9 protein-coding genes are annotated in these 24,530 nt (G+C 68.6%); 8 read left to right on the top strand and 1 reads right to left on the bottom strand.

Translation table 11 applies throughout. The annotated features are described in order from the left end of the window. Window positions 1–220 precede the first annotated feature (220 nt). From WMF24_RS16300 to WMF24_RS16310, 3 genes are all read left to right on the top strand, one after another. The gene (locus WMF24_RS16300) at window positions 221–1,033 is read left to right on the top strand and encodes a hypothetical protein (protein WP_437737329.1); all 813 of its coding nucleotides are present in this window, start codon (window positions 221–223) and stop codon (window positions 1,031–1,033) included. A 128-nt stretch (window positions 1,034–1,161) separates the two neighbouring features. After that, the gene (locus WMF24_RS16305) at window positions 1,162–1,674 is read left to right on the top strand and encodes a hypothetical protein (RefSeq protein WP_437737330.1); all 513 of its coding nucleotides are present in this window, start codon (window positions 1,162–1,164) and stop codon (window positions 1,672–1,674) included. A gap of 155 nt (window positions 1,675–1,829) precedes the next feature. Next, window positions 1,830–3,734 (top strand): hypothetical protein, encoded by a 1,905-nt coding sequence (locus WMF24_RS16310; RefSeq protein WP_437737331.1) that lies wholly within the window; start codon window positions 1,830–1,832, stop codon window positions 3,732–3,734. A 453-nt stretch (window positions 3,735–4,187) separates the two neighbouring features. Here the strand turns inward: WMF24_RS16310 and WMF24_RS16315 are convergent, their stop codons facing one another. Next, window positions 4,188–4,409: a hypothetical protein gene (locus WMF24_RS16315; RefSeq protein WP_437737332.1), complete on the bottom strand. Its 222-nt coding sequence runs from the start codon at window positions 4,407–4,409 to the stop codon at window positions 4,188–4,190. A gap of 621 nt (window positions 4,410–5,030) precedes the next feature. On the opposite strand from WMF24_RS16315, the gene WMF24_RS16320 reads away from it, so the two are divergent. The 5 genes from WMF24_RS16320 (at window position 5,031) to WMF24_RS16340 (ending at window position 24,438) form a co-directional block, all read left to right on the top strand. After that, a complete protein-coding gene (locus WMF24_RS16320) occupies window positions 5,031–5,405 on the top strand; it encodes a YkvA family protein (protein WP_437737333.1) in 375 nt (124 codons plus the stop codon). A gap of 254 nt (window positions 5,406–5,659) precedes the next feature. Continuing rightward, window positions 5,660–8,554, top strand: a complete 2,895-nt coding sequence (locus tag WMF24_RS16325; protein WP_437737334.1) for an SNF2-related protein — start codon at window positions 5,660–5,662, stop codon at window positions 8,552–8,554. Between the two features lie 3 nt (window positions 8,555–8,557). Next, window positions 8,558–13,537, top strand: a complete 4,980-nt coding sequence (locus tag WMF24_RS16330; protein ID WP_437737335.1) for an N-6 DNA methylase — start codon at window positions 8,558–8,560, stop codon at window positions 13,535–13,537. Next, window positions 13,534–19,965 carry a DEAD/DEAH box helicase gene (locus WMF24_RS16335; RefSeq protein WP_437737336.1) on the top strand — a complete coding sequence of 2,144 codons (6,432 nt, stop codon included), beginning with the start codon at window positions 13,534–13,536 and terminating at the stop codon, window positions 19,963–19,965. Before WMF24_RS16330 ends, WMF24_RS16335 begins: the two co-directional genes overlap by 4 nt. A 6-nt stretch (window positions 19,966–19,971) precedes the next feature. Beyond that, entirely contained in the window at window positions 19,972–24,438 is a 4,467-nt protein-coding gene (locus WMF24_RS16340; protein ID WP_437737337.1) for a UvrD-helicase domain-containing protein, read from the top strand. The last annotated feature ends 92 nt before the right edge of the window (window positions 24,439–24,530 follow it).

The following is a 24,530-nucleotide window of genomic DNA, read 5'->3' on the forward strand; positions in this document are numbered from 1 at the left end:
CTCTTCCGGGTGAGAGCGTGTCGTACGGTCAGGGGAGAGCGCCTCGCGGGGCACCTGGCCCGGAGCGCTCCAGAACCCCTCCGGACCCTGCCGCGGCCCCGCTCGATGGACGCGTCTATGATCGCGAAATTTCTCAGGCTTCTGCGCCCGTGGGCCCCCTGTACACGTCATCGTATACAGGAGGCCAAATAACGGGCCGGCGCGGCAGTACACTCCATCGATGGGATCGAAGCTCGACAAGCTCCTACCGCTCGTTTCTGATGCCGCTCCTGGCGTGGTGGCTGGCGTGACCCTGCTCGTGGACACCCTCCGCGACGGTGCCGAAGAGCAGCATCGCAGGGCCGCGGAGCTCGATCGCCGGGAGGCGGAGCTCAGGCGCAGGGAAGCGGCGCTCCGGAGCAGGGAGGCGGAGCTCGAGCGTGTGCGGCGTCAGATGGCCGAGGAGGCATCGCGCACAGCGGCGCGCGCGGCACCTGCGACGCGCCGCCGGTTCGAGCGCCGCGCCGCAGGCGTCGCGCCGCCTCCCTGCCCATACCCCATATGGACCACGGACGACGACGGGCCCAAGCTCATCGTTCCCGAGCGCATCACCTATCACTGGTGCGTGCTGTTCAGCCTCGCGCCGAGCCAGGTGCGGGCGCAGGTGTCACGCCAGCGGCGCAGCCAGTACCGGCGGGTTGCTCGCTTGCCGGTGCAGATGGGAGAGCAGCTCGACGCCGCCGGCGTGCCCTTCTACGCGCTCCGCTTCGTTGCGTATGGTGAAGGACAGATCGAGCAAGAGCGGCGGTGCCTGCTGATGCTCCACGGCGAGCGTCCGCCGCGAGAGCTCCAGCCACACGAGCGCCATTCGCGCACACCGGCGATGGGGCAGGAGATCAAGCGGCTGCGGCGAAACCGGCGCCGCAGACTGCGACGGCGTGCGGGGCTTGATGCGCTCGCCGCTGCCGAGCGTGGTGGGAGAGAGTTCGGCGCGGAGCCCGACAGCGACGCAGCCGCGGAGGTCGAGGCGGACGTTGGCGAGATCGAGAGCTGAGCGCTGCTGACGTCCACCACCTGGTCGACGTCTCGGCCGCCACGCTGACGACGAGGTCCTCAAGCGCGAGTCCGTGGCGCGGCGCGTGGAGGAGGAGCCCGGATGGATCGTCCGGCGTCATCGCCGACGTGGACGCAACGGCGGTCTCCGCGGCGATCCTTCTGGTCGATGTCGCGGCCGGCGGTGATGTCGCGGTGGCGCTGTCGGCGCGAGGCCGCTGCCTGCTCGTCACGAGCTCCGTGCGGACGACGCACGCGCTCGACGGGCCGGCGCGCGTGAGGACCGCGCGCGAGGCGGCGGCGCGGCTCGGTCGCGAGCGGACCGGGACGAGCCCGATCGCGCGCGCATCCGTGGCGCTGCTGCCCGACGCCGAGGCGCTCGACCTCGGTCGCGACGCGTTCGCCGAGGTCCCGGCCGACGCGAGGAGGGACGATCTGCCTCGGCTCTCGGAGGCCGCCGCGCGATTGCCTCCCTCGGTGGCGCGCGGGCTCTGGGGCTACAGCGAGGCGCGCGAGGACCAGGTGCCGTGGCGCAGACCGCCGGATTGTGAGCCGGCAATGGAACGAGGACCCACGAGCACAGTGGACCGCGGTCCCGAGGGGGGACGACCCCTCGAGCGCGACACGGATTGCGGTTCGTAGGAGGCCCTGAGTCCTCCCAGACCGATGCGTCGCCGAAATTGACATACCGCGTGGCAGCCGGTGAGCATGGTCCGATGGCGCACGGCTCCGGTTCCGAACATCCCCGCGATTCCTGGCATGAACCCGGGGACGTGGATCCTGGGTGGCGAGGGCCGGTGGCGGAGGCGCCGGCGGGCGTGGTGACCGGGGAAACGGCAGCGGGCACGGAGCCGACGGCAAGGGCGGTGGCCAGGGAGCGCAGGGCGGCAGCAAGAACGCCGGCTCCTGCGGCTCAGGGAGCAGCATCCAACCGATGCTCTAGGGAAGTGGCACTACCACGAGGGCGGATGGCGAACGCTCTGAAAATTCGTTGGTCCGATCGCGCGCTCGATGCGCTTCGCGCGGCTCCCATGGTCCGGCGCGCGCCGCTGGCGGACCTGTCACCCACGCGTGAGCTCGACGACGCGAGCCTCGCAGAGCGGCTCGAGCTGGTCTCGAGGGCGTGGCTCGACGTGTGGAGGACGCGCCCGGATGGCTGGTCCGGGTTCATCGCCGACGTGGACGCGACGGCGGCCTGCGCGGCGCGCCTTCTGGTCGATGTCGCGGCCAGAGAGGGTGTCATGGCAGCGCTGGCCGCGCAGGTACGCTGCCTGCTCGTCACGAGCTCTGTGAGGGAGATCCTTGGCTTCGAGGAGGCGCGGCGCGCGCTGGCCGCGCAGGACGAAGAGGAGGAAGAGGAGAGGGCCGAGGGCGGCGAAGGCTCCGCCGGACCACACATCGAGATGCCGCGCGTGGGCGAGGACATCCTCGACGCCGGGCGGCCGATCGCCGACGCCGCGGAGCGCGCCGGCGCCCTGATCCGGCTGGCGCACGAGCTACCCGACGCCGAGCGCGCCGTTGTGCTCGGCTGGGCGCTAGAGGCCGCCCGCGAGGAGCACGCCGGCGGGGCCGCGCTCGCCGCCGCTGCGGCCGCGCTCGACGGGCAGGCACGGGTGACGGCTGCGCGCGAGGCGGCGGCGCGGCTCGGTCGCGAGCGGACCAAGGAGAGCCGGCTCGCGCGCGTGTCCCTGGCGGCGATGCTGCCCGAGGCCGAGGCGCTCGACCTCGGTTGCCACGCGTTCGCCGAGGTCCCGGCCGACGCGAGGAGCGATGAGCTGCCTCGGCTCTCGGAGGCCGCCGCGCGATGGTCTCCCGCGGCGGTTCGCGGGCTCTGGTCATGGTCCGAGGCGCTGCCCCCCTCGGAGCGGCATCTGGTCCTCGCGCGCCTCGCTTCGGGCCTGCCCGAGGCGGAGCGGGAAGCAGGCGCGTCGGAGGCGCTGGGGCTTGCGCTGTCGCTGCTGGAGGACGGCGCGCTGCCGCCGGACGCGTGCTGGAGCATCTGCGCGCTCGCGCCGCACGCACCTGCCGGCGCCGCGTCCGCGCTGATCCAGGCGTGCGCGGCTGCGGCCAGCTTCCGGCGCCCGATGGTGACGGCCGTGGCCGCGCGCCTCTGCGATCTGGGCCGCGTGGAGGATGCGCTCGCGCTCGTGGCGACGCTGCCCGACGCGTCGGACCGGATTGATGTACGGTCCGCGCTGCTCGCGCACCTCCCCGCCGCGGTCCGCGAGGCCGCCTGGGCCGAGCTGTCGGGCGATCTGCGGGCGGGCGACGGCGCGCGCACGCTCCTCGAGCGGAACGCCGCTGCGTGGACCCGGGCTCTCGGGGCGGATGCGGTCCTCGACCTGTCACGCGAGATCGGCGCCACGTGGCCAGCCCTGGTCGCGATCGCCGGGGCCTCGCCGGAGCACGCGCCGGCGATCACGCGCGATCTGGTCGAGCGCGCCCTGGAGCTGCCGAGCGACGAGGACGAGGCGCTCTTCGCGCTGGTCCCGCTGGCGGCCTCGATGACCGAGCCGCAGGCGCGTCGCCTCTGCCAGCGCCTCCTGCGCTACCTCGATTGGAAGGGGCGGCCGGATCTCCTCGACGACTGGACGAAGGACGACCTTGGGCACCTGGCGCCGTTGTTCGCCCGTATCGCTGGACCGCGGGGCGTCACCGAGGTGGCCCGGGAGATCGCCGACGTCGCGCGGTGGCTCCCGTGAGCGTCCGCGGAGAGACGTCCGGCGCGACGTCTGGAGCTCTCCCGGAGCTCCCTGATCCTGGCGGTCCACGCAGATCCCGGGCACCGCGACGTTCTGAACCAGGTGGGGTGACGCTACGGTGCTCGCCGGGCAAGCGGCTCAGCATGGACCGGAACTCGGCGGCGTGGAACGGTCGGGCTGCTCGATGCCATGAGCTCACGAGAGGCCGCCGGCCCTCGGCTGAAGGTCGATCCGCAGCTCAAGCACGAAGTCCGCCGGGAGCTCCTGCGGCTCCTCGTCCCCGAAGCGTGTATTCGGCGGAGTCGGGCCTGGCGCCGAGCAGGAACTCCAGCCACTCCTCGTGGTTCTTCACCGGGCGATAGAGACGATCATCGATGGTGCGGTGCACCAGCGGGTACCGCATGTCGAGCGTCGCAGAAGAGTCCCTCTCGCGGAGCTGGAGCGTAAGCGAGCCTAGGCGATCGATGCGCCCGACCCGTTGCCCGAGATGCGCCGGGTTCCATGACAGATCTTGTGCACGATGATGCGACGGCAATGGCGGTGCAAGTCGAACGTCTCCTGCATGACCTCGTTGACGATGAGGAACACCGGGTAAAGCGGCGTGTTGAACGCCTCGCGCAGCCGCTCACGACTCTCGCTCTCCCCGGTTTGAAGCACGAGCTCGCCCGTCGACATGAAGCCATCAGGCGCGCCTATAACATGCTGGCCAGCCACATGTTCCCGAGGTGCATCCGTGTAAGATTTCTACGTGAGGACTGCGTGAGCTGATCCGGGTTCATGGTGGCCGTCGTTGACGGGTGGGCGAAGCGACGAGCTACGACCTGACGCGGAGGCTTGCGCAGGGCACTCGCTGGCGTCTGGGCGCACCGACAGGTTCGCTCGAAGCTCATGAGTTGATGGACCTGCTCGCATCGAACACGTGCATCGAGCGCTCGCGATCTGGCTGGACTGTAGAGTGTCAGAAAAGAGTTATTGTCGCTTCTCACCATTCGATGGCGCGCCCCGTGCGACCCGAATGTCTTTGATTGCAGCGTTCCGCATGGCGCGGTACATACCGCCGCTATGATAGCGTCAGGCTTGGGTACGGGTGCCGGTGTGTGTCTACGGTGCTGAATGTCCTACCGGCTGGGCCCCAATTGGGGCACGTCACTTCTAAGTGACCGCAGGTTTGCTCGTGCCTACCGTGCGGACGCGACCGTATCGAGCTGGAGACCTGGAGGAAGGTCCGGGACGGGTAGTAGCCACCGACAGCGTGGATCTAGTATTCCTGGGCCTCACCCAGTACAACGGTGACTCATGCGAGCACCATCCTTCAAGGAGACCGCCATCTTCGAACGCCTGTGTGGACCCGCCACGCCGGAAGAGGTCGTTGCACTCCGTCGCGCGGTCTCGCGCCACGTGGAAGAGCTCCGCCACGCAGCACGGTATAACGAACTGTTGCCCGTCGATGTCGCTGAGGAACTTGGCCGCAGGCTCGACGGTCTTCTTGCGGGGCAAGCTGCCTTCGCGACTTATGCGCAGATGCTCATTGTTGGGGCCGCTCGCTACTTTGTTGCAAACACGGATGCTGTTCCTGACACCAGTGGCGTACTCGGCCTGGATGATGACATGGCCGTGTTCAACGCGATGGTTCGCCGCATCGGGCGCGCGGATCTGGAGATCGACGAATGAGTACAGTCGGGGAGTTTCCGCCCGGCTCACGCGTGCGCGTGCGCGGAGAGGAGTGGGCGGTTGAGAAGAGCCTGCCGCTGCCCCACGGTGGCGTTGCGGTGCACGTACAGGGGCTCAGTGACCTCGTCCGGCATCACAAAGCAGTCTTTATCACAGGCCTCGACCGCGTCGAAGTCCTGCGTCCCGAGGACACGAAGCTCGTCGCAGACGATTCGCCGAGCTACAGGCGGACGCGCCTCTTCCTCGAGACGCTCTTGCGGCGCACTCCGCCCACAGATCCGCGCGTCCACGTCGCCCACCGCGCCGCGCTCGATCTCATGCAGTACCAGCTCTTCCCGGCCTACAAGGCGCTCGACGCGCTCAGGCCGCGGCTGCTCATCGCTGACGGAACCGGCCTCGGCAAGACCGTCGAGGTCGGTATCCTTCTCGCGGAGCTCATCAAGCGCGGGCGTGCACGGCGCATCCTCGTCGTTGCCATCAAGAGCATGCTAGCGCAGCTCCAGCGCGAGCTCTGGGCGCGCTTCACCATCCCCCTCGTCCGGCTCGACTCCGAGGGACTCCGTCGCGTTGAGCAGAAGATTCCATCCAATCGCAATCCCTTCTCCTACTACGACCGCTGTATCATCTCGGTCGACACCCTCAAGAACAACCCACGCTACCGCGCCTGGCTCGAGCACATCCGCTGGGACGTCATCGTGGTAGACGAGTGTCACAACGTCGCGAACCGCGGCAGCCAGCGCGAGCAGCTCGCGCGCCTGCTCGCCGCGCAGTGCGACGCGCTCATCCTGACCAGTGCGACGCCGCACAACGGCCGGCCGGAGAGCTTCGCCAACCTCATGCGCATGCTCGACCCCACGGCTGTGGCGGACGAGCGTCACTTCGCTCGCGAGGACGTGCAGCACCTGTTCGTCCGCCGCTTCAAGAAGGACGTCGAGGCGCAGGCCGGCACCGCGCTGCGCGATCGGCGCGTGCACGTGCACGAGGCACGCGCAAGCCGGGAGGAAGAGGCAGCCCTCGCCGCTTTACACGCCCTTGAGCTGCGCAACCTTGGCCGGAAGCGCCACGCGGTCGACCGGCTCCTTCGCTGGGCCCTCGTCAAAGCTTTCCTCTCGAGCCCTCACGCCGCGCTGGAGAGCCTCGATGAGCGCATGAAGAACACCGAGAGGGCGCTGGATCGCACCGACCTGGGCCCCCACCCCTACGAGGTTCTGCTGCAGACGGACCTTGGGCGCCTCCGCGCGGCGCGTGCGAAGGTCGCGGCGGCCACCGCGCCGCGCGCCTTCTCCAAGTTGCGCCGCCTGGTCGACGAGCTGCGCGCCATCGGCTTCACTGGCAGGCCGGACTCTCCGCGCGTCGTCATCTTCTCCGAGCGCATCGCCACGCTCGACCTCCTCCGCGACGTGATCGCCAGGGAGTTCGCCATCGCGAGCCCGGGCGAGGTCATCGGCCGCTTCGATGCCTCGGACCTGACGGACATCCAGCAGCGCCAGGTCGTCGAGTCGTTCGGACGGGAGAGCAGCCCCATGCGCGTGCTGCTCGCCTCGGATGCGGCGAGCGAGGGCGTCAACCTCCACTACCACTGCGCCCAGCTCTTCCACTTCGATATCCCCTGGTCGCTCATCCGCCTCACGCAGCGCAACGGCCGCATCGACCGCTTCGGGCAGAAGCACGAGCCCCAACTGCATTACTTGATGACGCGCACGGAGGCCGCGACCGCCGATCAGCACGTCGCAGCCCGGCTCATCGAGAAGGAGGATTCAGCGAATCAGCAACTCGGCGACGTCGGCACGCTGCTCGGTCTGTACGATCCCGACGCAGAGGACGCGTACATCACCGAGGGGATCGCCAAGGGGCAGAGCGCCGAGGAGCTCCTGCCGGACGAGCCGCTCCGCGCCGGTGAGGCCGAGGCGTGGCTCGAAGCGAGCGCGGAGGCTGAATCCTCCGAGGAAGATGCAGAAGCCGAGGCGCCCGCCGCGGCACAGGCCGCCCCGCCTGACGATGTGGACCTCGTGGCCATGCTCGACGCGATCGCGAACGGCGAGGAGCCCATGCTCCCGGCGACCGCGCCGGCCGCGGTGGCGACCGTCCAGCCGGGCACCACAGCCGAGCCGGAGGTAGGGATCGATCTCCTCGCGCTGCTCGACCAGGCGGAGGCCGCAGAAGCCAGGACGCCCCCGCTGGAGCAGCTCATCGTGAGCGAGAGCACGCTCTACCCGGATGATTATACCTTTGTCGTCGCCGCGCTGCGGCATCTGGAGAAGCACCCCGTCATCGGGGACGCAGGGCTGAAGTGGGAGGCGGACGACGCCCATCGGACGCTGAAGATCTCGGCACCCAGGCCCTTCTGCACGCACCGCGAGCCCTTTCTCCCCGCCGAGGCCGTGCGAGAGGACGCGCCCTACCAGCTCGTGCAGAGCCGCGAGGAGGTCGCGAAGCGCCTGCGCCGCGCGCTCGAAGGCGATGGGAGCTGGCCCGAATGGCACCTGCTCTGGGAGCAGCATCCCCTTGTCGACTGGCTGCTCGACGCCCTCGCCGCTTCCTACGCGCGCCACGAGGCGCCCGTGCTGCGCATCCCCTCAATGCCGCGTGATTCGGCCCTCTTTCTCCTGAATGCACAGCAGTACAATCACGAGTCCGAGCCCATCTTCGCGAGCTGGTTCGCCGTGGAGACGCGGGGCAAACGCCTCGCGGACGAGGCCATTCCCTTCCGCGAGCTGGCCGCGCGCGTCGGCCTCTTCGGCGATCTCGTCAACCCGGGGGCGGCGTCCGCGCGCCTGGACGCCCTGCGTGCGCTCGTGCCGGCGGTCATCGCCAGGGCGAAGGAGGTCGCGATCGAGCAGCGGGAGGCGAGCTTGAAGCGGGTCCGCGCGCGCGTGCGCGCCGAGACGAGGCGGATCGTGGCGTGGGAGGCGAAGGCCCTCGCCACCGTGGCGGCGAAGCGCAGGCGCATCAAGGGCCCTGACGGGCAGATGCCGCTCCCGCTCGACGCGCAGGAGCCGAAACGCCTTCCGCCGCTGCTCGAAAAGCGGCTGCAGCAGGAAGAGGCCGACATCCGGCGAGCGCGCGAGAACCACGAGCAGTTCTTGAAGCAGCTCCAGGCCGCCGGCCCGCCTTACATCCGGCTGGTGACTGTCTTCTCCGCGGAGTGAGCCATGGCAGCAGATCTCACCGGTATCGACAACGTTGGCGAGTTCTTCAGCCAGCATTACTTCACCGAGCTCCTCGAGAAGGACCTTGCGGACCAGACCGCGAATCTGGCGCTGGCTGTCGAGAAGGTGCAGAAGGCGCTCACGGCGCTCGGGCGCGACCTGCTTCGCCTGCTCGGCGAGGCGCGCCTTCACCCATCGCCCGTCGCCGCCGACGCGCAGACCGCTCGCATCCGGGACCAGCGCGCCCGCGCGCTGTACGAGCTGGGTACCGGAGACGGACGACGATTCCAGGTACAGGTGGCCGAGGCCCTGGGCTTCTCGTACCAGAGCGGAGCGTTCTTTCCGCTGGACGACGGGCGCGCGGCGCCGGCGCTTCATGTCGTCGAGCGGCATGGCGAACCCTACCTCGTCGTTCTGGAGGGGCGCTTCCGGGCCGAGGATGAGGCGCTGCTCGACGTGCCGTGGATCGCGCCACTCCCCGCGAGCGCGTACAGCGAGGGCCTCAAGGCACCCGCGCGCGAGGACACGCTCGGAGACGTGATGGCGGCTGCGTTCGCGCGGGAGAGGCCGCCGCGCTGGATCGTCCTTGTCGCTGGCGCCGAGCTCCTCCTCGCCGAGCGGCCGCGCTGGGGCCGCGGGCAGTACCTCCGCTTCGACCTCTCCGAGCTGCTCGGTCGCAGGGACGCGGGCGCGCTGCGCCTGACCGCCGCGCTCCTCTGCCGGGAGAGCCTCGTTCCCGATGGCGGCGCGCTCCTGCACGATAGCCTCGACGAGAAATCGCACCGCCACGCGCAGGGCGTCAGCGCCGATCTCAAGTACGCGGCGCGCGAGGCCGTGGAGCTCATCGCCAACGAGTGGGTGTACTACCAGCGCACGGTGGCGAAGAAGGCCATTCACGGCGAGCGCGTGGCGCGCGAGCTGACCGAGGAGTGCCTCGTCTATCTCTACCGCCTCCTCGTCCTCTTCTACGTCGAGGCGCGTGCCGGGGAGCTGGGCGTTCTGCCGATGAATAGCCCCGAGTACGCGCTCGGCTACAGCCTCGAGGCGCTCCGCGATCTCGAGCAGGTCAATCTCGGCCCCGAGACGCGTTATGGGTTCTTCTTTGATGAGAGCCTGCGCACCCTCTTCAGGCTGGTGAACGACGGCTACGCGGGGAGCGGGCAGCTCCCGCTCGCGAGCGCGGGCGCGCGCGAGGGCATCGACGAGCGCGGGTTCCTGATCGACGGCCTGAAGAGCCCGTTGTTCGACGAGCGGTCGACGCCGCGCCTTTCCAAGGTGCGCTTCCGGAACGAGGTGCTGCAGAAGGTCGTCCGGCTGCTCAGCCTCACGCCCGAGGCGCGGCGGGCCAGGGGTGGTCGTTCTTGGGGCCGCGGGCGTATCAGCTACGCGCAGCTCGGTATCAACCAGCTCGGCGCGGTCTACGAGGGGCTGCTCTCGTATACCGGGTTCTTTGCGCGCGAGACGCTCTACGAGGTCCATCGCGCGGGGGAGAAAGCGCAGGACGCGACGCAGCAGGCGTGGTTCGTCCCCGAGCGCGACATCGTGCGCTACCGCGAGGAAGAGCTGCTGTTCGAGGAGGGCGGGCAGAAGCGGCACCGCAAATATGAGCCGGGGACGTTCATCTACCGGCTGGCCGGCCGCGACCGTGAGTCGAGCGCTTCGTACTACACGCCCGAGGTGCTGACGCGCTGCCTGGTCAAGTACGCGCTCCGCGAGCTCCTAGAGGGGAAGAGCGCGAGCGACATCCTCGAGCTCAACATCTGCGAGCCCGCGATGGGCAGCGGCGCGTTCCTCGTCGAGGCCATCGACCAGCTCGCGGATGCGTACCTGGAGCGGCGGCAGCAGGAGCTGGGCCGCCGGGTGCCGCCGGCCGAGTACGCCCTCGAGAAGCAGCGGGTGAAGACGTACCTGGCCGAGGCGCGCTGCTACGGCGTCGACCTAAACCCCATGGCGGCGAAGCTCGCGGGCGTGTCGCTCTGGCTCGCGACGCTGCACAAGGGGCAGCGGACACCGTGGTTCGGGGCGCGGCTCGCGGTGGGAAATAGCCTCGTCGGGGCGCGGCTCGAGGTCTGGGCCGCGGACGACTTCGATACCGATGAGGCGCTGGCCAAGGCGGTCTCGACGGTGCTCAAGAAGACGGGGGACAAGGGGGATCTCGAGGGCGAGCTCGAACGGGTGCTCGCCGCGCACGAGCCGCGGTACGCGGAGGCAGTCGCCGAGGTGCGGGCGCGGGTGGAGCGGGCGAGGCGCCTGGCGGGGGTGCCGGCCGAGGGCGAGGACGAGGGCAGCGAGGGTGACAGCGCCGAGGAGAACGAGGCACAGCAGGCCGAGGCGCAGCGCAAGGAGGTAGGGAAGGCGCTGAAGAAGCTTGCCGCCGAGCTGAAGCTGCCGCGCCACCATCGGCGACCGCCGCGCAAGGTGGAGGCGAAGGCTGTGGTCGCGGGAGAGCGGCCGGTGGGCAGCGTCTGGCACTTCCTGGTGCCGGACGCGGGGATGTCGCCCTTCGAGGGGGATAAGGTGGTGGCCGAGCTAGCGCCGGAGGCGGTGCGGCGCCTCAAGGAGTGGCGGAAGTCGGTCGAGGAGCCGTGGAACGCGCGGGATATCGGGCGGCTGCAGGAGCTCTCCAACCGCGTCGACAAGCTCTACCGCGAGTATGTGGAGGCGCGCATGCAGGCGCTCGCCGATGTAACGCCGACGCCCTCGGTGTGGGGACAGGACGTGGCGCCTCGCGGGTTGCCGTCGATCGAGGATCGCGAGAGGCGACTCAAGGCGATCCGGGTTCCGGGGAGCGCGTACGCGTGGCTCAAGCAGGTGATGGACCTCTGGGCGGCGCTGTGGGCATTTCCCATTGAGCACGCAGATTTGCTGCCGACGCGGGAGGGGTGGCTGCGGGCGCTAGAGGAGTTGCTGGCGGTTGAGACCCGGGCCCCGGAAGGCAAAAAGCAGATCTCGATCTGGCCGAAGACCGATGATGACGACGAGGTTGAGGAGAAGCCAAAAGACGCGGCGAATTTGTGGACCGCGGCGGAGGAGGCGTGTGCGCGACTGCGGCCGCTGCACTGGGATCTGGCGTTTCCTGAGGTGTTTGTCGAATGTTGCGGATTTGACTTGTTGGTGGGAAACCCGCCGTGGATGCAGCTCAGCTTTGATGAGACAGGCGTTCTGAGCGAGCTGGATGCACGCCTTGTTCTAGACAATTGCAGTGCAATCGAGGTGGAGCAGCGCCGGTCGGCCCTGCTCACGAGCTCTGTTAGACTCTGGTTGTACCTGGGAGACGTTGGGCATGTGCGCGGCTACAAGTCATTTATCGGCTCGCCGATCTACAATCCACTGCTTATCGGGTGTTCGCTTAACTTGTACAAGTGCTTTCTTGCTGCGGCATGGCGAATCGGCTCTCCGAAAAGCGTGGTTGCGCTGGTCCATCAGGACGGTCTCTTCGATGACCCACTGAGCCAAGGACTTCGCTGGGCCATTTATCGACGGCTTTCCATTGTTCTGCGCTTCAAGAACCAGTTTCAACTATTCCCCGATGTGGACAACCAGGTAACCTTCGCGTTGACGGTCTCTAGGGCGCAGGTCAAAGGTGGCATACGCTTTGATTATGCGTGCAATCTCTTTCATCCGAGTACTTTCGATCGGTCTTTGGTACACGATGGTTGTGGCGCAGTGCCAAGCATAAAGAGTGACGACAACCAATTCGAGGTTCGAGGTCATCGGAACCGGATCGCTGTTGTTACGAGTGCGGAGATGGATCTCTTTGCGACGGTCTTTTCGATGAGTAGCAGAGCCTTTGACGCGCCGATCCTTCCGTTGCTACATAGTCAAGATGTTCTGGAAGTGCTCCGGCCTTTCGCCTCACTGCGACGGCTTCAGAGTCTCCGCCCTCATGCGATGGGAACACGCATGTGGCATGAGCGAGACGATCAATCCAGAGGAACAATTCGGCGCCAGGAGACTTCGCTTCAGCGAACCGAAGACTGGATCGTTGGTGGATCACACTTCCACATCGGAACGCCGTTTCAGAAAAGTCCTCGTGAGAATTGTCGCAGTAACCGTGACTATGACGTAATCGATCTGACAAAAATACATGATGAGTATCTCCCGCGGACGCTATTTGTGCCGGCGTGTCATCCGCAAGAGTATGAGAGGCGAGCTCCAAAATTTCGAGGTAAGCCAGTAACGGCTTATTATCGTCATGTTAATCGTTCTATGTTGGCAATCTCTGGTGAGAGGACGCTGATACCTGCCATCGTGCCTCCTGGGGCTGGTCATGTTGACGCTGTTCACTCTGTTTGTTTTGCAAGCAATCGCACACTGGTTGAATGTAGTGCTTTTTGGTCATCAATTGTGGCCGACTTTTTTTTGCGATGTACCGGCAAATCTCACCTGAGTGGTAGGACGATATACTCGCTTCCGATCCCGACAAAAGGAAGCGCTATGATCGAGTCACTTGTTGCGCGCGCCTTGCGGCTGAACTGTCTTACGTCCCACTACTCGGCGATGTGGAACGATGTGTGGCCACAGATTAGGGGCTCGGTTTGGTCAATTCGTGATCGGCGGCTTGCGTCATGGCCGCAGCCCGGGGATCATTGGCATCGTGCTTGTGCCTTGAGGAACCATTTTGAGCGTCGTTGGGCCCTCGTCGAAATCGATGCGCTCGCTGCTCTGGAAATGGGCATATCGATCGGACAGCTCTGTACTATCTATCAGACGCAATTTGGTGTGCTTCGCGAATACGAGAGAACTACTCTGTACGATCAGCGTGGCCGCATCGCATTCACGAGAAACCAAGGCCTGAATGTTGGGCTGGATCGCGAGGCGATGCTGCTCTGGCAACACTGCCTGAAAGAAGGCAAACCCCTCCCTAAGGGCTTCGACACCCAGGGCCTCGAACCGCCCTTCGAAATCCGCGACCGCGAGGCCGACATGCGCACCGCGTACGCCTTCTTCGCTGACAAGCTCGGCAAGAGATCCGCGTCATGATCCCGCTGCTTGCCGCCCGCGAGGTGCGGGACACCCTGCTCGACTACCTCCGCAGCACCTGGCAGCTCGCCGATCGCCACCTCGAAAAGGCGCTCCTCGCGTTCCTCGCGGGCGAGCACGGCATGTTCAAGGGCCCCTGGGTGCGCATCGCCCTTCCGTTCGCCCTCGCGCCGGAGGACGCCCCCATCCCTCTCGATATCCGGCCGCCCTACCGGCCCTACCTGCACCAGCTCCTCGCCTGGCAGCGCCTCTCCTCGCGGGCCGGTCACGAACCCGAGGCGACGATCGTCACGACGGGCACCGGCTCCGGCAAGACCGAGTGCTTTCTCTATCCCATCCTCGATCACGCCGCTCGCGCCCTGAGCCGCGGAGAGAAGGGCATCAAGGCGCTCGTCCTCTACCCCATGAACGCCCTCGCTGCCGATCAGGCCCGGCGCATGGCGGCGGTCGTCCACGGAGACGACCGCCTGCGCGGGCGGCTGCGCATCGGCATGTTCGTCGGCGGCAACGGCCGGAACCGCGAGATGGGACCGTCCCACGTCATCGACGACAACGACCACCTGCGCCGGCACCCGCCCGACATCCTCCTCACCAACTACCGCATGCTCGACCTGCTCCTGCAGCGGCCGCGCGACGCCGGCCTCTGGGCCCAGAACGTCCCGGGCCGCCTGCGGTATCTCGTGCTCGACGAGCTGCACACCTACGACGGTGCCCAGGGGACCGACGTGGCCTGCCTCGTGCGGCGGCTGGGCGCGCGGCTCGGCGGGGCCGACGCGATCTGCCCGGTGGGGACGAGCGCCACCGTCACGAGCAGCACCGGCGACACAGCGGGCGAGCTGCTGGCCTTCGCGAGGCGGATTTTCGACCATCCGTTCGTCGATGACGCGCTCGTCGGCGAGTCGCGCCTCTCGGCCGAGCAGCTGTTCGAGGCGTTCGGACCGGAGGGTGAGGCGATGCTCCCGACGAGCCTTGCTGCCCTGGAGCCCGAGCCGCAGGAGGAGGCCGAGGCCCACGTCCGCGCGGTGGCGCACGCCTGGTTCCCGTCCGTCGTCGCGACGGCGGCGCCAGGTAACGACTTCCGGGTGCGCCTCGGCGAGGCTGTCCTGCGGCACCCCCTCGCGCGATCGCTCGTCCGCGTGACCGCGCAGCGGCTCGCATCGTGGGAAGCGATCGTTGCCGAGATGCGACAGGGCGAGGCCCTCCTTGCCGATCGGGCACCAGCCGAGGCAGAGCGCGCGTTGACGAGCCTGGTCACGCTGCTCTCCTGGTCCAAGCGGAAGGTCGGGTCGCGGCACGTGCCGCTCGTCTCGGTGCAGGTGCAGCTCTGGGTACGCGAGGCGCGGCGGCTCCTGCGTGAGGTGAGCGACGTGCCGCGCTTCCGCTGGCTCGACGACGGTCCCGGGCCCGAGGGCACGGCGGCGCTCCCGATGGTGTACTGCCGCGAGTGCGGGCACGCCGGCTGGGTCACTGCGCGCCAGGGGCTAGGCGATCGCGTCTCGCTCGAGTACGCGGACATCGCGCGTGCCGTGGACCAGCGCGACGCCGACGTCGCCTACGTGCATCAAGACGGGAGCGTGCGCGGCGACGACGGCACCGCGCCGCCCAGGCTCGTCTTCGATCCGAGGACCGCCGAGCTGCTCCCGGCCAGGGAGCTGCGCGAGGGACGCATCGCCGTCTATGTCCAGCAGGACGCGCGAGCCGGGTCTTCCGGCCGGGGGCGCCAGCGCTGCCCCGCCTGCGGCGCGGACGACGCCATGCGCTTTCTAGCTTCGCGGAACGCCAGCCTCACGAGCGTCGCGGTCGGGCACCTCTTCACGACACCGCTCAACACGGACCGGAAGCTCCTCGCTTTCAGCGATAGCGTGCAGGATGCCTCGCACCGCGCCGGCTTCTTCGGTGGCCGCACGTACCGCTTCGCGCTGCGCAGCGCGATGCTCGCCGTGGTACCGCCCGAGGGCGGAATGCCGCTCGCCGCGATCGGGCCGGCCATGCGCGCGCACTGGCCGTCGCGCCTTGCGGCCGGACGGTGGGATCCGGACGTGGCATTCGTGGGCGCGTTCCTCCCGCAGGATCTCGAGTTCCTCGCGGCGTACGTCGACTGGGAAGCCGCGCTCGCCGAGCACCAGGCGAAGAAGCGCGAGACGGAGACGCGGGGCGAGACGTTCGGCGAGCCGCTGCCCGTGCCGTCGCCGGCGCTCGTCGAGGACGTCGCATCACGCCTGCGCTGGGAGGTCGCGCGCGAGCTGGGCGTGGCCGCGCGCATCGGGCGCACACTGGAGCAGTCCGGTTGCCTCGCCGTGACGCTGGACCCCGCCCGCTTCCAGCGCGCCGTCGACCGCGCGGCCGTCACGCTGCCGGAGCGGCTCGGCGTGCTCCACGGCGTCGGGAGAGCGGCCTTCGCGGCGCTCATCGCCGGCCTCGTGACGCGCGTGCGTCTGCGCGGCGGCATCCTCGACCCGTTCTTGGAGAAGTACGTGGCGAGCGGCGGAACCGGTTACATGCTGAGCAAGGAGCAAGCGCCGCTGCTGTCGCCGTTCGGTCGGTTCACGACGCGGCCCGTTTTCCTCACGAGCGAGCCGAAGCCCCGCCGCTTCGACAGCGTGCAGCCGGCCGAGCGACGCACGTGGTTCACCGACTGGATCGGACGGGTGCTCGGTCTCGAGCTCGGGCTCCCCGAGGCCCGCGACGTCGGTATGGCGCTCCTGCCGGTGCTCGTCGAGGCAGGCCTCTTCGGCGAGCGGGCGTCCGGCCCGAAGTATCGTGTCTGGGGCCTCGATCCCGAAGCGCTCGTCGTGAGCCGCACGCACGCGTGGCGAAGGTGCGCGGCATGCGGTTACGAGATCTCGGCCGTGCCGGAGTCGCCAACGGATCCGATCGGGGCGCCGTGCCTGCGCTACCGCTGCGAGGGGCGCTTCGAGGTGGTTGCCGAGGACGCGAGCCGCACCGCGACGTACTACCGGCGTTACTACGAGCGCGGCGCCCTCGGCCGCGTGTGGCCGCGCGAACACACGGGCCTCTTGCCGCGCGAGGAGCGGGAGGATCTCGAGATCGAGTTCAAGGAGCGGCCGCGTCCCAACTCGCCGAATCTCCTTTCGTGTACGCCGACGCTCGAGATGGGCATCGATATTGGCGATCTCTCGGCGACGCTGCTCTGCTCGGTGCCCCCAGGGCCGGCCAGCTACGTGCAGCGCGTCGGGCGCGCAGGGCGCGAGACGGGTAACGCGCTCATCCTTAGTTTCGCGGCGAGCCGCCCGCACGATCTTTATTATTTCGAGGATCCGCTCGCGCTCATGGCGGGCGCGATCCACCCCCCGGGGTGCTACCTCGATGCGCCGGAGGTGCTGAAACGACAGGCGCTGGCGTTCTGCTTCGATCGGCTGGCCCGCGAAGGTTACAAGATGCCAGGAAGACTGCGCGAGGCGCTCGCGGAGAGCGCAGAGTCGCGCTTCCCGCAGGCGGCGCTCGAGGCGATCGCCGAGCGGCGGACGGAGCTCCGCCGGGGCTTCCTGGAGCTCTTTGCTCGCCAGCTAGCAGGCGAATCGCGAAAGCGGCTGGAGGCCTTCTTCGAACCGGGCGGCGACGGACTCTCGCCAATCGAGAGCCGGCTGGCCACCGAGGTTGCGCACGCCCGCGAGCGCCGCGAGGAGCTGCGCCGGCAAGTCAAGCGGCTCGACGGGCGCATCGAGAAGATCCAGAAAGACGAGGCGGAGCGAAAGAAGCTCGAGAACCCCGAGCAGGAGCTCGCCGATCTCGGCTTCGAGCGGCGCTATGCGCTCGCGGAGCTCAAGGCGTTTCTCGATCAAGATCTCTGGGGATTTTTCTGCGATCGGAGCCTGTTGCCCAACTTCGCCTTCCCCGAGGCGGGCGTGCGGCTCGACGCCTTCGTACGGCGTGAGGGGATGAAGAACGGCATCGTGGCCGAACCCGAGCACCGTCAATGGGTGCGGCCGCCAGCGGCGGCCATCGCGGAGCTCGCGCCCTTTAACACCTTCTACGGGAGCGGCCGACAGGTGGTCGTGCAGAACATCGATCTGCGGCATGGGGGAGCACCGGCGGAGTGGCAGCTTTGCTCCGAGTGCCACCACATGCAGGAGGTCGCAAAGCTGTCCGACCCGCCGCCTCCGACGTGCCCTGCGTGCGGCGCGAGCGGCTGGGGTGAGGTGGGCCGGAGGCGGTGGCTCGCGCCGATGATGCACGTGCGGGCGTACGCCCGGCACCGCGACGCGCTTGTGGGGGACGAGCGAGAGGACCGCGAGCGAGCCTTCTACGAGGCGGACAATTTCTACGATGCGGCCGGGAGCACACCGAGCCCGGTCTGGGTGAACCCATCGAAGGGCATGGGGTTCGAGCTACTGCCGCGCATCACGCTCCGGCGCATCAACTTCGGCCGGCGTGATGCGCAGGCCAACTCGGTGCGCGTCGCGGGGCGCATGCTGCCCGAGGTGCGGTTCCTCGTATGTGCCGAGTGTGGGCAGGTGCAGCCGTCGGAGCCGACGCCCGGCTGGGCAGCGCACTGGCCGAGTTGCGCGCAGCGCAAGCAGCCGAAAGAGAAGCAATCGATCCGCGAGATGCACCTCTTCCGCCAGCTGGAAAGCGAAGCGCTGCGGCTCGTGGTCCCCATCTCCGAGCACGAGTGGAGCCGCCGCCTGCCCAACCTGCGCGCCGCGCTGCGGCTCGGGCTGCGGCTCCACTTCGGCGGCGATCCCGACTTCCTGATGGTCGACAGCTACGACGAGCCGCTGCCGGGAGGCGAGGGGAGGCGGCGCTATGTGGTCGTGCTCGATCTCGTGCCGGGCGGTACAGGCATGCTCGTCGACCTGGCGCAGGACAAGGGCAGAAACCTCCAGCAGGTTCTGCAGCGCGCCAGGGACGCCCTGCTGCGCTGCCCGTGCAATCAGCGTGACCGTGAGGTGCGCGCCTGTCATCTCTGTCTCCTGGCCTACCGCGAGCTCAGCCGGCGCGACGAAGAGCCGGCTGCGGTGGTGCTCGACCGCGAGGTGGCGCTCGCCGAGCTCACGGCCCTGCTCGGGGCCTTCGATGGCCTCGAGCAAGCCGCGGGGGTGGGCACACTGAACCAGGAGCATGTGCTCGAGAGCGAGCTCGAGCGGCGCCTCATCGCCCGACTCGACGCCTGGACGCGCGAGCAGCCCGGGACGAGCCTCGCGCGGCTCGACATGGGACGCTGGCGCCTCTCGCTCGGGGACCGGCGGTGGCTCGTGCGAGCGCAGGTCGACGTGGACGAGACGACGGCCCAGTACGCCTGCCGGCCTGACCTGCTATTTTACCCCGAGGGGCAGGACAGGGGCGTGCTGCCTGTGGCGGTGTTCGCCGACGGTGTCGCCTACCACGTGCAGCCAGACAAACCGCGTTCTCGCATCGAGGACGACCTGCGCAAGCGGCACGGGCTCGTCCGGCCTGGGCGCTTTCTCACCTGGTCGATCACGTGGCGCGACCTGAACGAGCACGAGACAGGCGCGATCGGCGAGGGCGTACCGCCCTGGCTGCCGGACGCGGAGACGCTCGCGCGGGCGAAGATCCTGGCGCAGAAGCTCGGGATCGAGGGGCTGCTCCCCGTGCTCGATCGCGATCCGCTCACCGGGCTGCTGGCGCACCTCCGGGAACCCCGGAAGCTGGGGGAACTCGCGGCGGTCGCCGTCGTGACGTTGATCCACCTGCGCGGGCAGCAGATCACGGCCGTGGAGGCCGCGCAGCAGCACCACCGCGTGCGGACGGCGGAGCGCCTCGATATGAGCCGTTCCGAGGCCACGACGGGCGGAGACACGGCGTTCGCGAAGATCGTCATGGGTGCCGAAAACGAGGCGATGCTCGTCGTGAGCGTGCCGCGCGAGGTGCTCGGCACGCTTCGCGCGCAGCCCGAGAGGGCGACGCTCACGCTCCGGCTGGAGGACGGGGCGGAGCAGCGCTCGCGGCCGCAGTTCCAGACGGCATGGCGCCAGCTGCTCCGCGCCTGGAACTTGCTGCAGGCGCTGCCCGGCACGTTCATCACGAGCTTCGAGCAGATCGAGGACGCCGCTGCCCCGGTTGTGCGGCTTTACCCGGAGCACGCGCCTTCGGTGGGGGGGTTGCTCCGCGCCGCCGAGCGTGTGAACGGGCGGCGCGGCGCGCTGCCAGATGATGTGGACGAGCGCATCGCCGAGATCGGCGATGAGCGGGCGCGCGAGGCGGTGCGTGCGGTCGTCCGCCGGGGCGCCGTGGTGCCCGAGATCCCCTACGAGCTGCGCCTGCCGAAGCGGGGGGCGGTCGGAGACGTCGAGATCGGCTGGGCCGCCCGGCGCGTCGGAGCGTACCTCGACCACCAGCGAGAGACCGCCGAGCGCCTGCGCGCCGACGGCTGGACGCTCTTTCCCATCGAGCGCGGGCTCACCGAGGTGGAGCTCGCCAGGGCCCTGGGGATCGAGGAGGGCTGAGCCGAGATGCAGGTCGCCATCGCACGAGAGTACTTCCCCGCCTACGCACGGCTGCCGCGCAAGGTGCAGCGCAAGGCGGACGAGTTTCTCCGCAAGTTCACCGCGGATCCTCGACAGCCGTCGATCCACTACGAACCCATTCGCGGCGCCCGCGATCCGCAGCTCCGCTCGGCGCGCATCGGCGATGACTACCGCGCCATCGTGAGGGAGCCGGAGGCCGGCGACGTCTTCCTGCTCCTCTGGATCGACCACCACGACGAGGCCTATCGCTGGGCAGCGTCGAAGCGCACCGAGGTGCATCCGGCGACGGGGACGCTGCAGCTCTTCGACGAAGCTGCGGCGGCGCGCGCGCTCACCTCGCCAGACAGCAGCGACGGCGGCGACCGCGCGACCGGGACCGCAGAACCGCAGCATAAGGGGCGGACACGCGAGAAGAGTGGCGACGAGGGGCAGGGGCTCTTCGCGGCCTTCACCGATGACGATCTCTTCCACGGCGGCGTGCCGCGCGTGCTCATTCCGGCGGTGCGCGCGGTCACAACCGAGGCGGAGCTCGAGCAGCTCCTCCCGCACCTGCCGGCGGATGCGGCCGAGGTGCTCACGGGGCTCGCTGCGGGCTTCACGCTCAACGCGTTGCTCGAAGAGCTCCTCGGTCGTCCCGCGCTTCCAGCTCAGGTCGAGAAGCCGGTCGACCCAGGCGACGTCGTCGCGGCGCTCGGGCGGCCGAGCACGCAGCAGCAATTCCGCCTCGTCGACGAGGAGTTCAACCTCGACGCGGCCCTGGCGAATCCGCTCGACGTGTGGCGCGTGTACCTGCACCCGAAGCAGCGCGCCATTGCCAGGGCGCGGACCAAGGGGCCGATGCGCGTGACCGGAGGGGCGGGGACCGGCAAGACCGTGGTGGCTCTGCACCGCGCAGCGTTTCTGGTCCGCGAGGTCTTCACGAAGCCGGACGAGCGCGTGCTCTTCACGACGTTCACGGTGAACCTGGCGCACGACGTCCGGCGCCAGCTCGAGAAGCTCCTGGAGCCACGGGAGCTCGCGCGCATCGACGTGAAGAACCTCGATGCCTGGGCGTCCGAGTACCTGCGCAGCCGCGGTGAGCCGGTGCGCCTCGCGACGACGGAAGCACAGGAAGAGGCGTGGACGCGCGTGCTCGATGTCTATGCGGTCGATGGCTACAGCGCGGAGTTCTGCAAGACGGAGTGGCGTGACGTTATCCAGGCGCAGGATCTCCGGGAGGACGAGGCGTATGTACGCGCGGTGCGGCTCCATCGCGGTCTGCCCCTGGGCCGGCGCGAGCGCCGGCAGCTCTGGCCGTTGTTCCAGGCCTACCGTCAGGAGCTCTCGGCCAGCGGGATCCTGGAGCCCGTCGAGATCTTGCGCCGTGCGCGGCAGCGCATCGAGGCCGACGGGGCATCGCCGCCCTACCGCGCCGTCGTGGTGGACGAGACGCAGGACCTATCCGCGGAGGCTCTTCGCCTGGTGCGCGCGATCGCCGGACAGGAGCACCCGGACGATCTCTTTCTTGTCGGCGATGCGCATCAGCGTATCTATGGGCGCCCGGTGTCGCTGGGGAGCGTGGGCATCAACGTCCGTGGCCGGCGGTCGCAGGAGCTGCGGCTCAACTACCGCACCACAGCGGCGATTTGCCGGTGGTCGCTCGGCGCGCTCGGCGCCGAGGAGATGGACGATCTCGACGATGGAATCGCGAGCCGCCGCGGTTACGTATCGCTCCGCGAGGGGCAGCCACCGCTGGTCCAGTGCTTCGAGTACCCGGCCGACGAGGTGCGCTTCGTCGTCGACGAGGTGAAACGCATGCTCGCTGCGGGCACGCCCCCCGAAGGGATCTGCATTGCCGCGCGGCGCATGTTCGCGCTCCGCGATCGCTTCCTGGATGCCCTCACACGCGAAGGCATTCCCGCCGATCTGCTCGAACGCGAAGAGCCTCGCCACCCGAGCGTGCGGCTCGCGACCATGCACCGTATCAAAGGGCTCGAGTTTCCGGTCGTCTTTGTTGTCGGCGTGAACGACGACGAGGTGCCGTACCGAAGCCCTGCGCTCACATCGAGTGATCCCGTGGTCGCGCACCAGACAGAGCTCGCCGAGCGCTGCCTGCTCTATGTCGCCGCGAGCCGCGCTCGCGATGCGCTCTATGTGAGCGCGTCCGGCGCGCCGAGCCCCTACCTGAAGGCCATGGGCGCGCCGGCACGTCGTCCGGGCACGTCGGAAGGGACAGCGCCCGAGCCCTCTCCAGGTCCGCAGGTACAGCTCATGCCGGCATCGCAGTTCGACGGTGCCGGCGAAGCGGTATCGCCCGTCGTTCTAGAGGCGACCGATCCACCGCTCGACTCGCTCGTGCTTCCATCACGCCTGCTCACCTGGGCAGCAAAGAACGGCATCACGACGCTCGGGCAACTCGCACGCATTCCGCCGAGCAAGCTGCTCGCCGAGCCCAACCTGGGCCGGACCACGCTCGCGCAGACGCGCGCGGTGCTCGAGACGCTGCTCGGCAAGAACTGGGAGGCCGCATCCGCGGAGCATTCCCGCACGGACCTGACCTCGTCGCCGGAAACGAGCGGGCCCGGCGGAGCCACTCCACCGACCCGCTGGGACGAGCTCCGCATCGCGCTGCCCGACACGTTGAGAACCGTGTGCATCGATGAGGTTGATTTTCCGACCCGCGTGCGGTCTTACGCAGAACGTGAGGGATTGAAGACGCTGGCCGACCTGGCGCAGCGGTCCGAGGCTGAGCTGGACGCAGCAACCAACCTCGGGAGGCGCTCGGTGCGACTGATCTTCGAGGCGGTACGTGGTCATCTCGAACGTATGGAAGCGCGTCACCAGCTGCTGGCGGCTGGTCTGCTCGAGTCGTGGAAGGCCCTCCTGCAAGAGCAAGACTCCGTACCTCGCATGGTCCTGACGCTGCGCGCGGGGCTCGGTGGTCGCGCGGAAAAGCTCCACGCCATTGGGGAGATCCTGGGGGTGTCTCGCGAGCGCATACGCCAGATCGAGTCTCGGGTGCTCGGCGAGCTGGCCCGGGAGCGGGCTTGGCTGAGCGAGGCGAGGCGCCGCATCGATCTCGCGCTGCGCGACGGGGCCATCTCGCTCGAGGCGCTCGCCGCGGATCCGTGGTGGGGCGCGATCGTCGCACGGCCGGAGGCGCTCGACTACTTCGGTGAACGGATACTCGAAGGCGCGGCGCGCGTCGTCGAGTTCGAGGAGCGTCTGTACCTCGCCCGCTGTCCGCAGGAGGCGCTCGACAAGGCGTGGAACGACCTGCGACGCAGCGCAGGGCAGGTGGCATTGCCCGCGGAGATCACGGCCTTCCGCGACCTCTTGGCTCCGCTTCGGCTCCGTATCGGCAGCGTACTCTGCGACGTGCTCTGGGAGCAGCTCGTCGGATTGCTTCACGTCGAGGAGGCGGCGGACGGGCGGCGCGTCACCGGCTTCGGCGGCACGCATGCGGCCGCTATCCTCGCGCTTCTTCGCGCGTCGCCGACGCCTGTGCACATTGACGAGCTGTGGACGCGGCTTGGACGTTGCCACATACCTGACGAAGTCCTGTTCTTCGGGCGCGGTCTGGTCGGGCTAGAACGTCACTTTCCGGACTTCGGTGTCTGGATGGATCGGCTGGTCCCGGCCGCGATTCGCATCATGGAGCGCGAGGCGCCCGAGCGGCAGTGGCTTGCCAGCGAGCTGCTCGAAGAGCTCCGGGAGGAGCTCGATATCCCAGAATGGCTTACTCAGTGGCATCTGGGCTCGCTCTTGCGCCGGAGCGATCGTGTTCGCTACCTCGGCCGGCTTCGTGTCGCGCTGCCGGTGGCGCCTGAAGGGCAAGGACGTCTCCTCTTCCACGACGAGCTCGTGCGAATCCTCCGCGAACGCGGGGCGCCTATGTCGCGTGAGGAACTGGCCACGGCGCTGCGCAGGAAGACGAGTGTGAACGAGCTCACGTTGACTCAGTGCCTTGCACGCCCGCAGTTCTTGAAGTGCGGCGAGGGGCGGGTCGGTCTGATCGATCGGGACCTCCCCGGGGGAGCGGAGGCACTGGCGGAAGCCGTGGAGCACGCCGCGGCGCTGCTCGAACGTCGGCAGCGGGGGCTCGGATCGGCGCAGCTTCTGGTCGAGCTGACACGGCTCTCGCCAGCGCATGCGCATTGGAACGCGGAGATGTGCCTCTCCGTGCTGCGCGGCGACTCGCGCTTCCGCCTCTCCCAGGCAGGCGCCGTGGGGCTCTCGAGCTGGGAGAGCGTGCGTGTGCCGACGCGCACCGAGCTGTTGCAGCAATGCCTGGAGGAAGCAGGTGGCCGCGTCAGCATCGACGCGGTGCAGCGGCGCATCGAGGCGTACTACGGTGAGATGCCAGAACGAGCGAGCCTCGGATCCATGGCCGTTCGGTGGGGGGCATCGCTACAGGGGGATTGGGTGGTGAGAGACGTGACGGGAGCATGCGGTGGGAACGGCGGCGACTGATTGGGGAGAGGCCGGAGCAATCCGGCCGCATCCCGTGTCTTCCGGTTGAGCGTCACACCGATTTGGGCGAGCTCGGCACTGCGAGGGCGTCC

Origin of the sequence: Sorangium sp. So ce1335, assembly GCF_051521615.1 — a bacterium.
Taxonomy (GTDB): Bacteria; Myxococcota_A; Polyangia; order Polyangiales; family Polyangiaceae; genus Sorangium.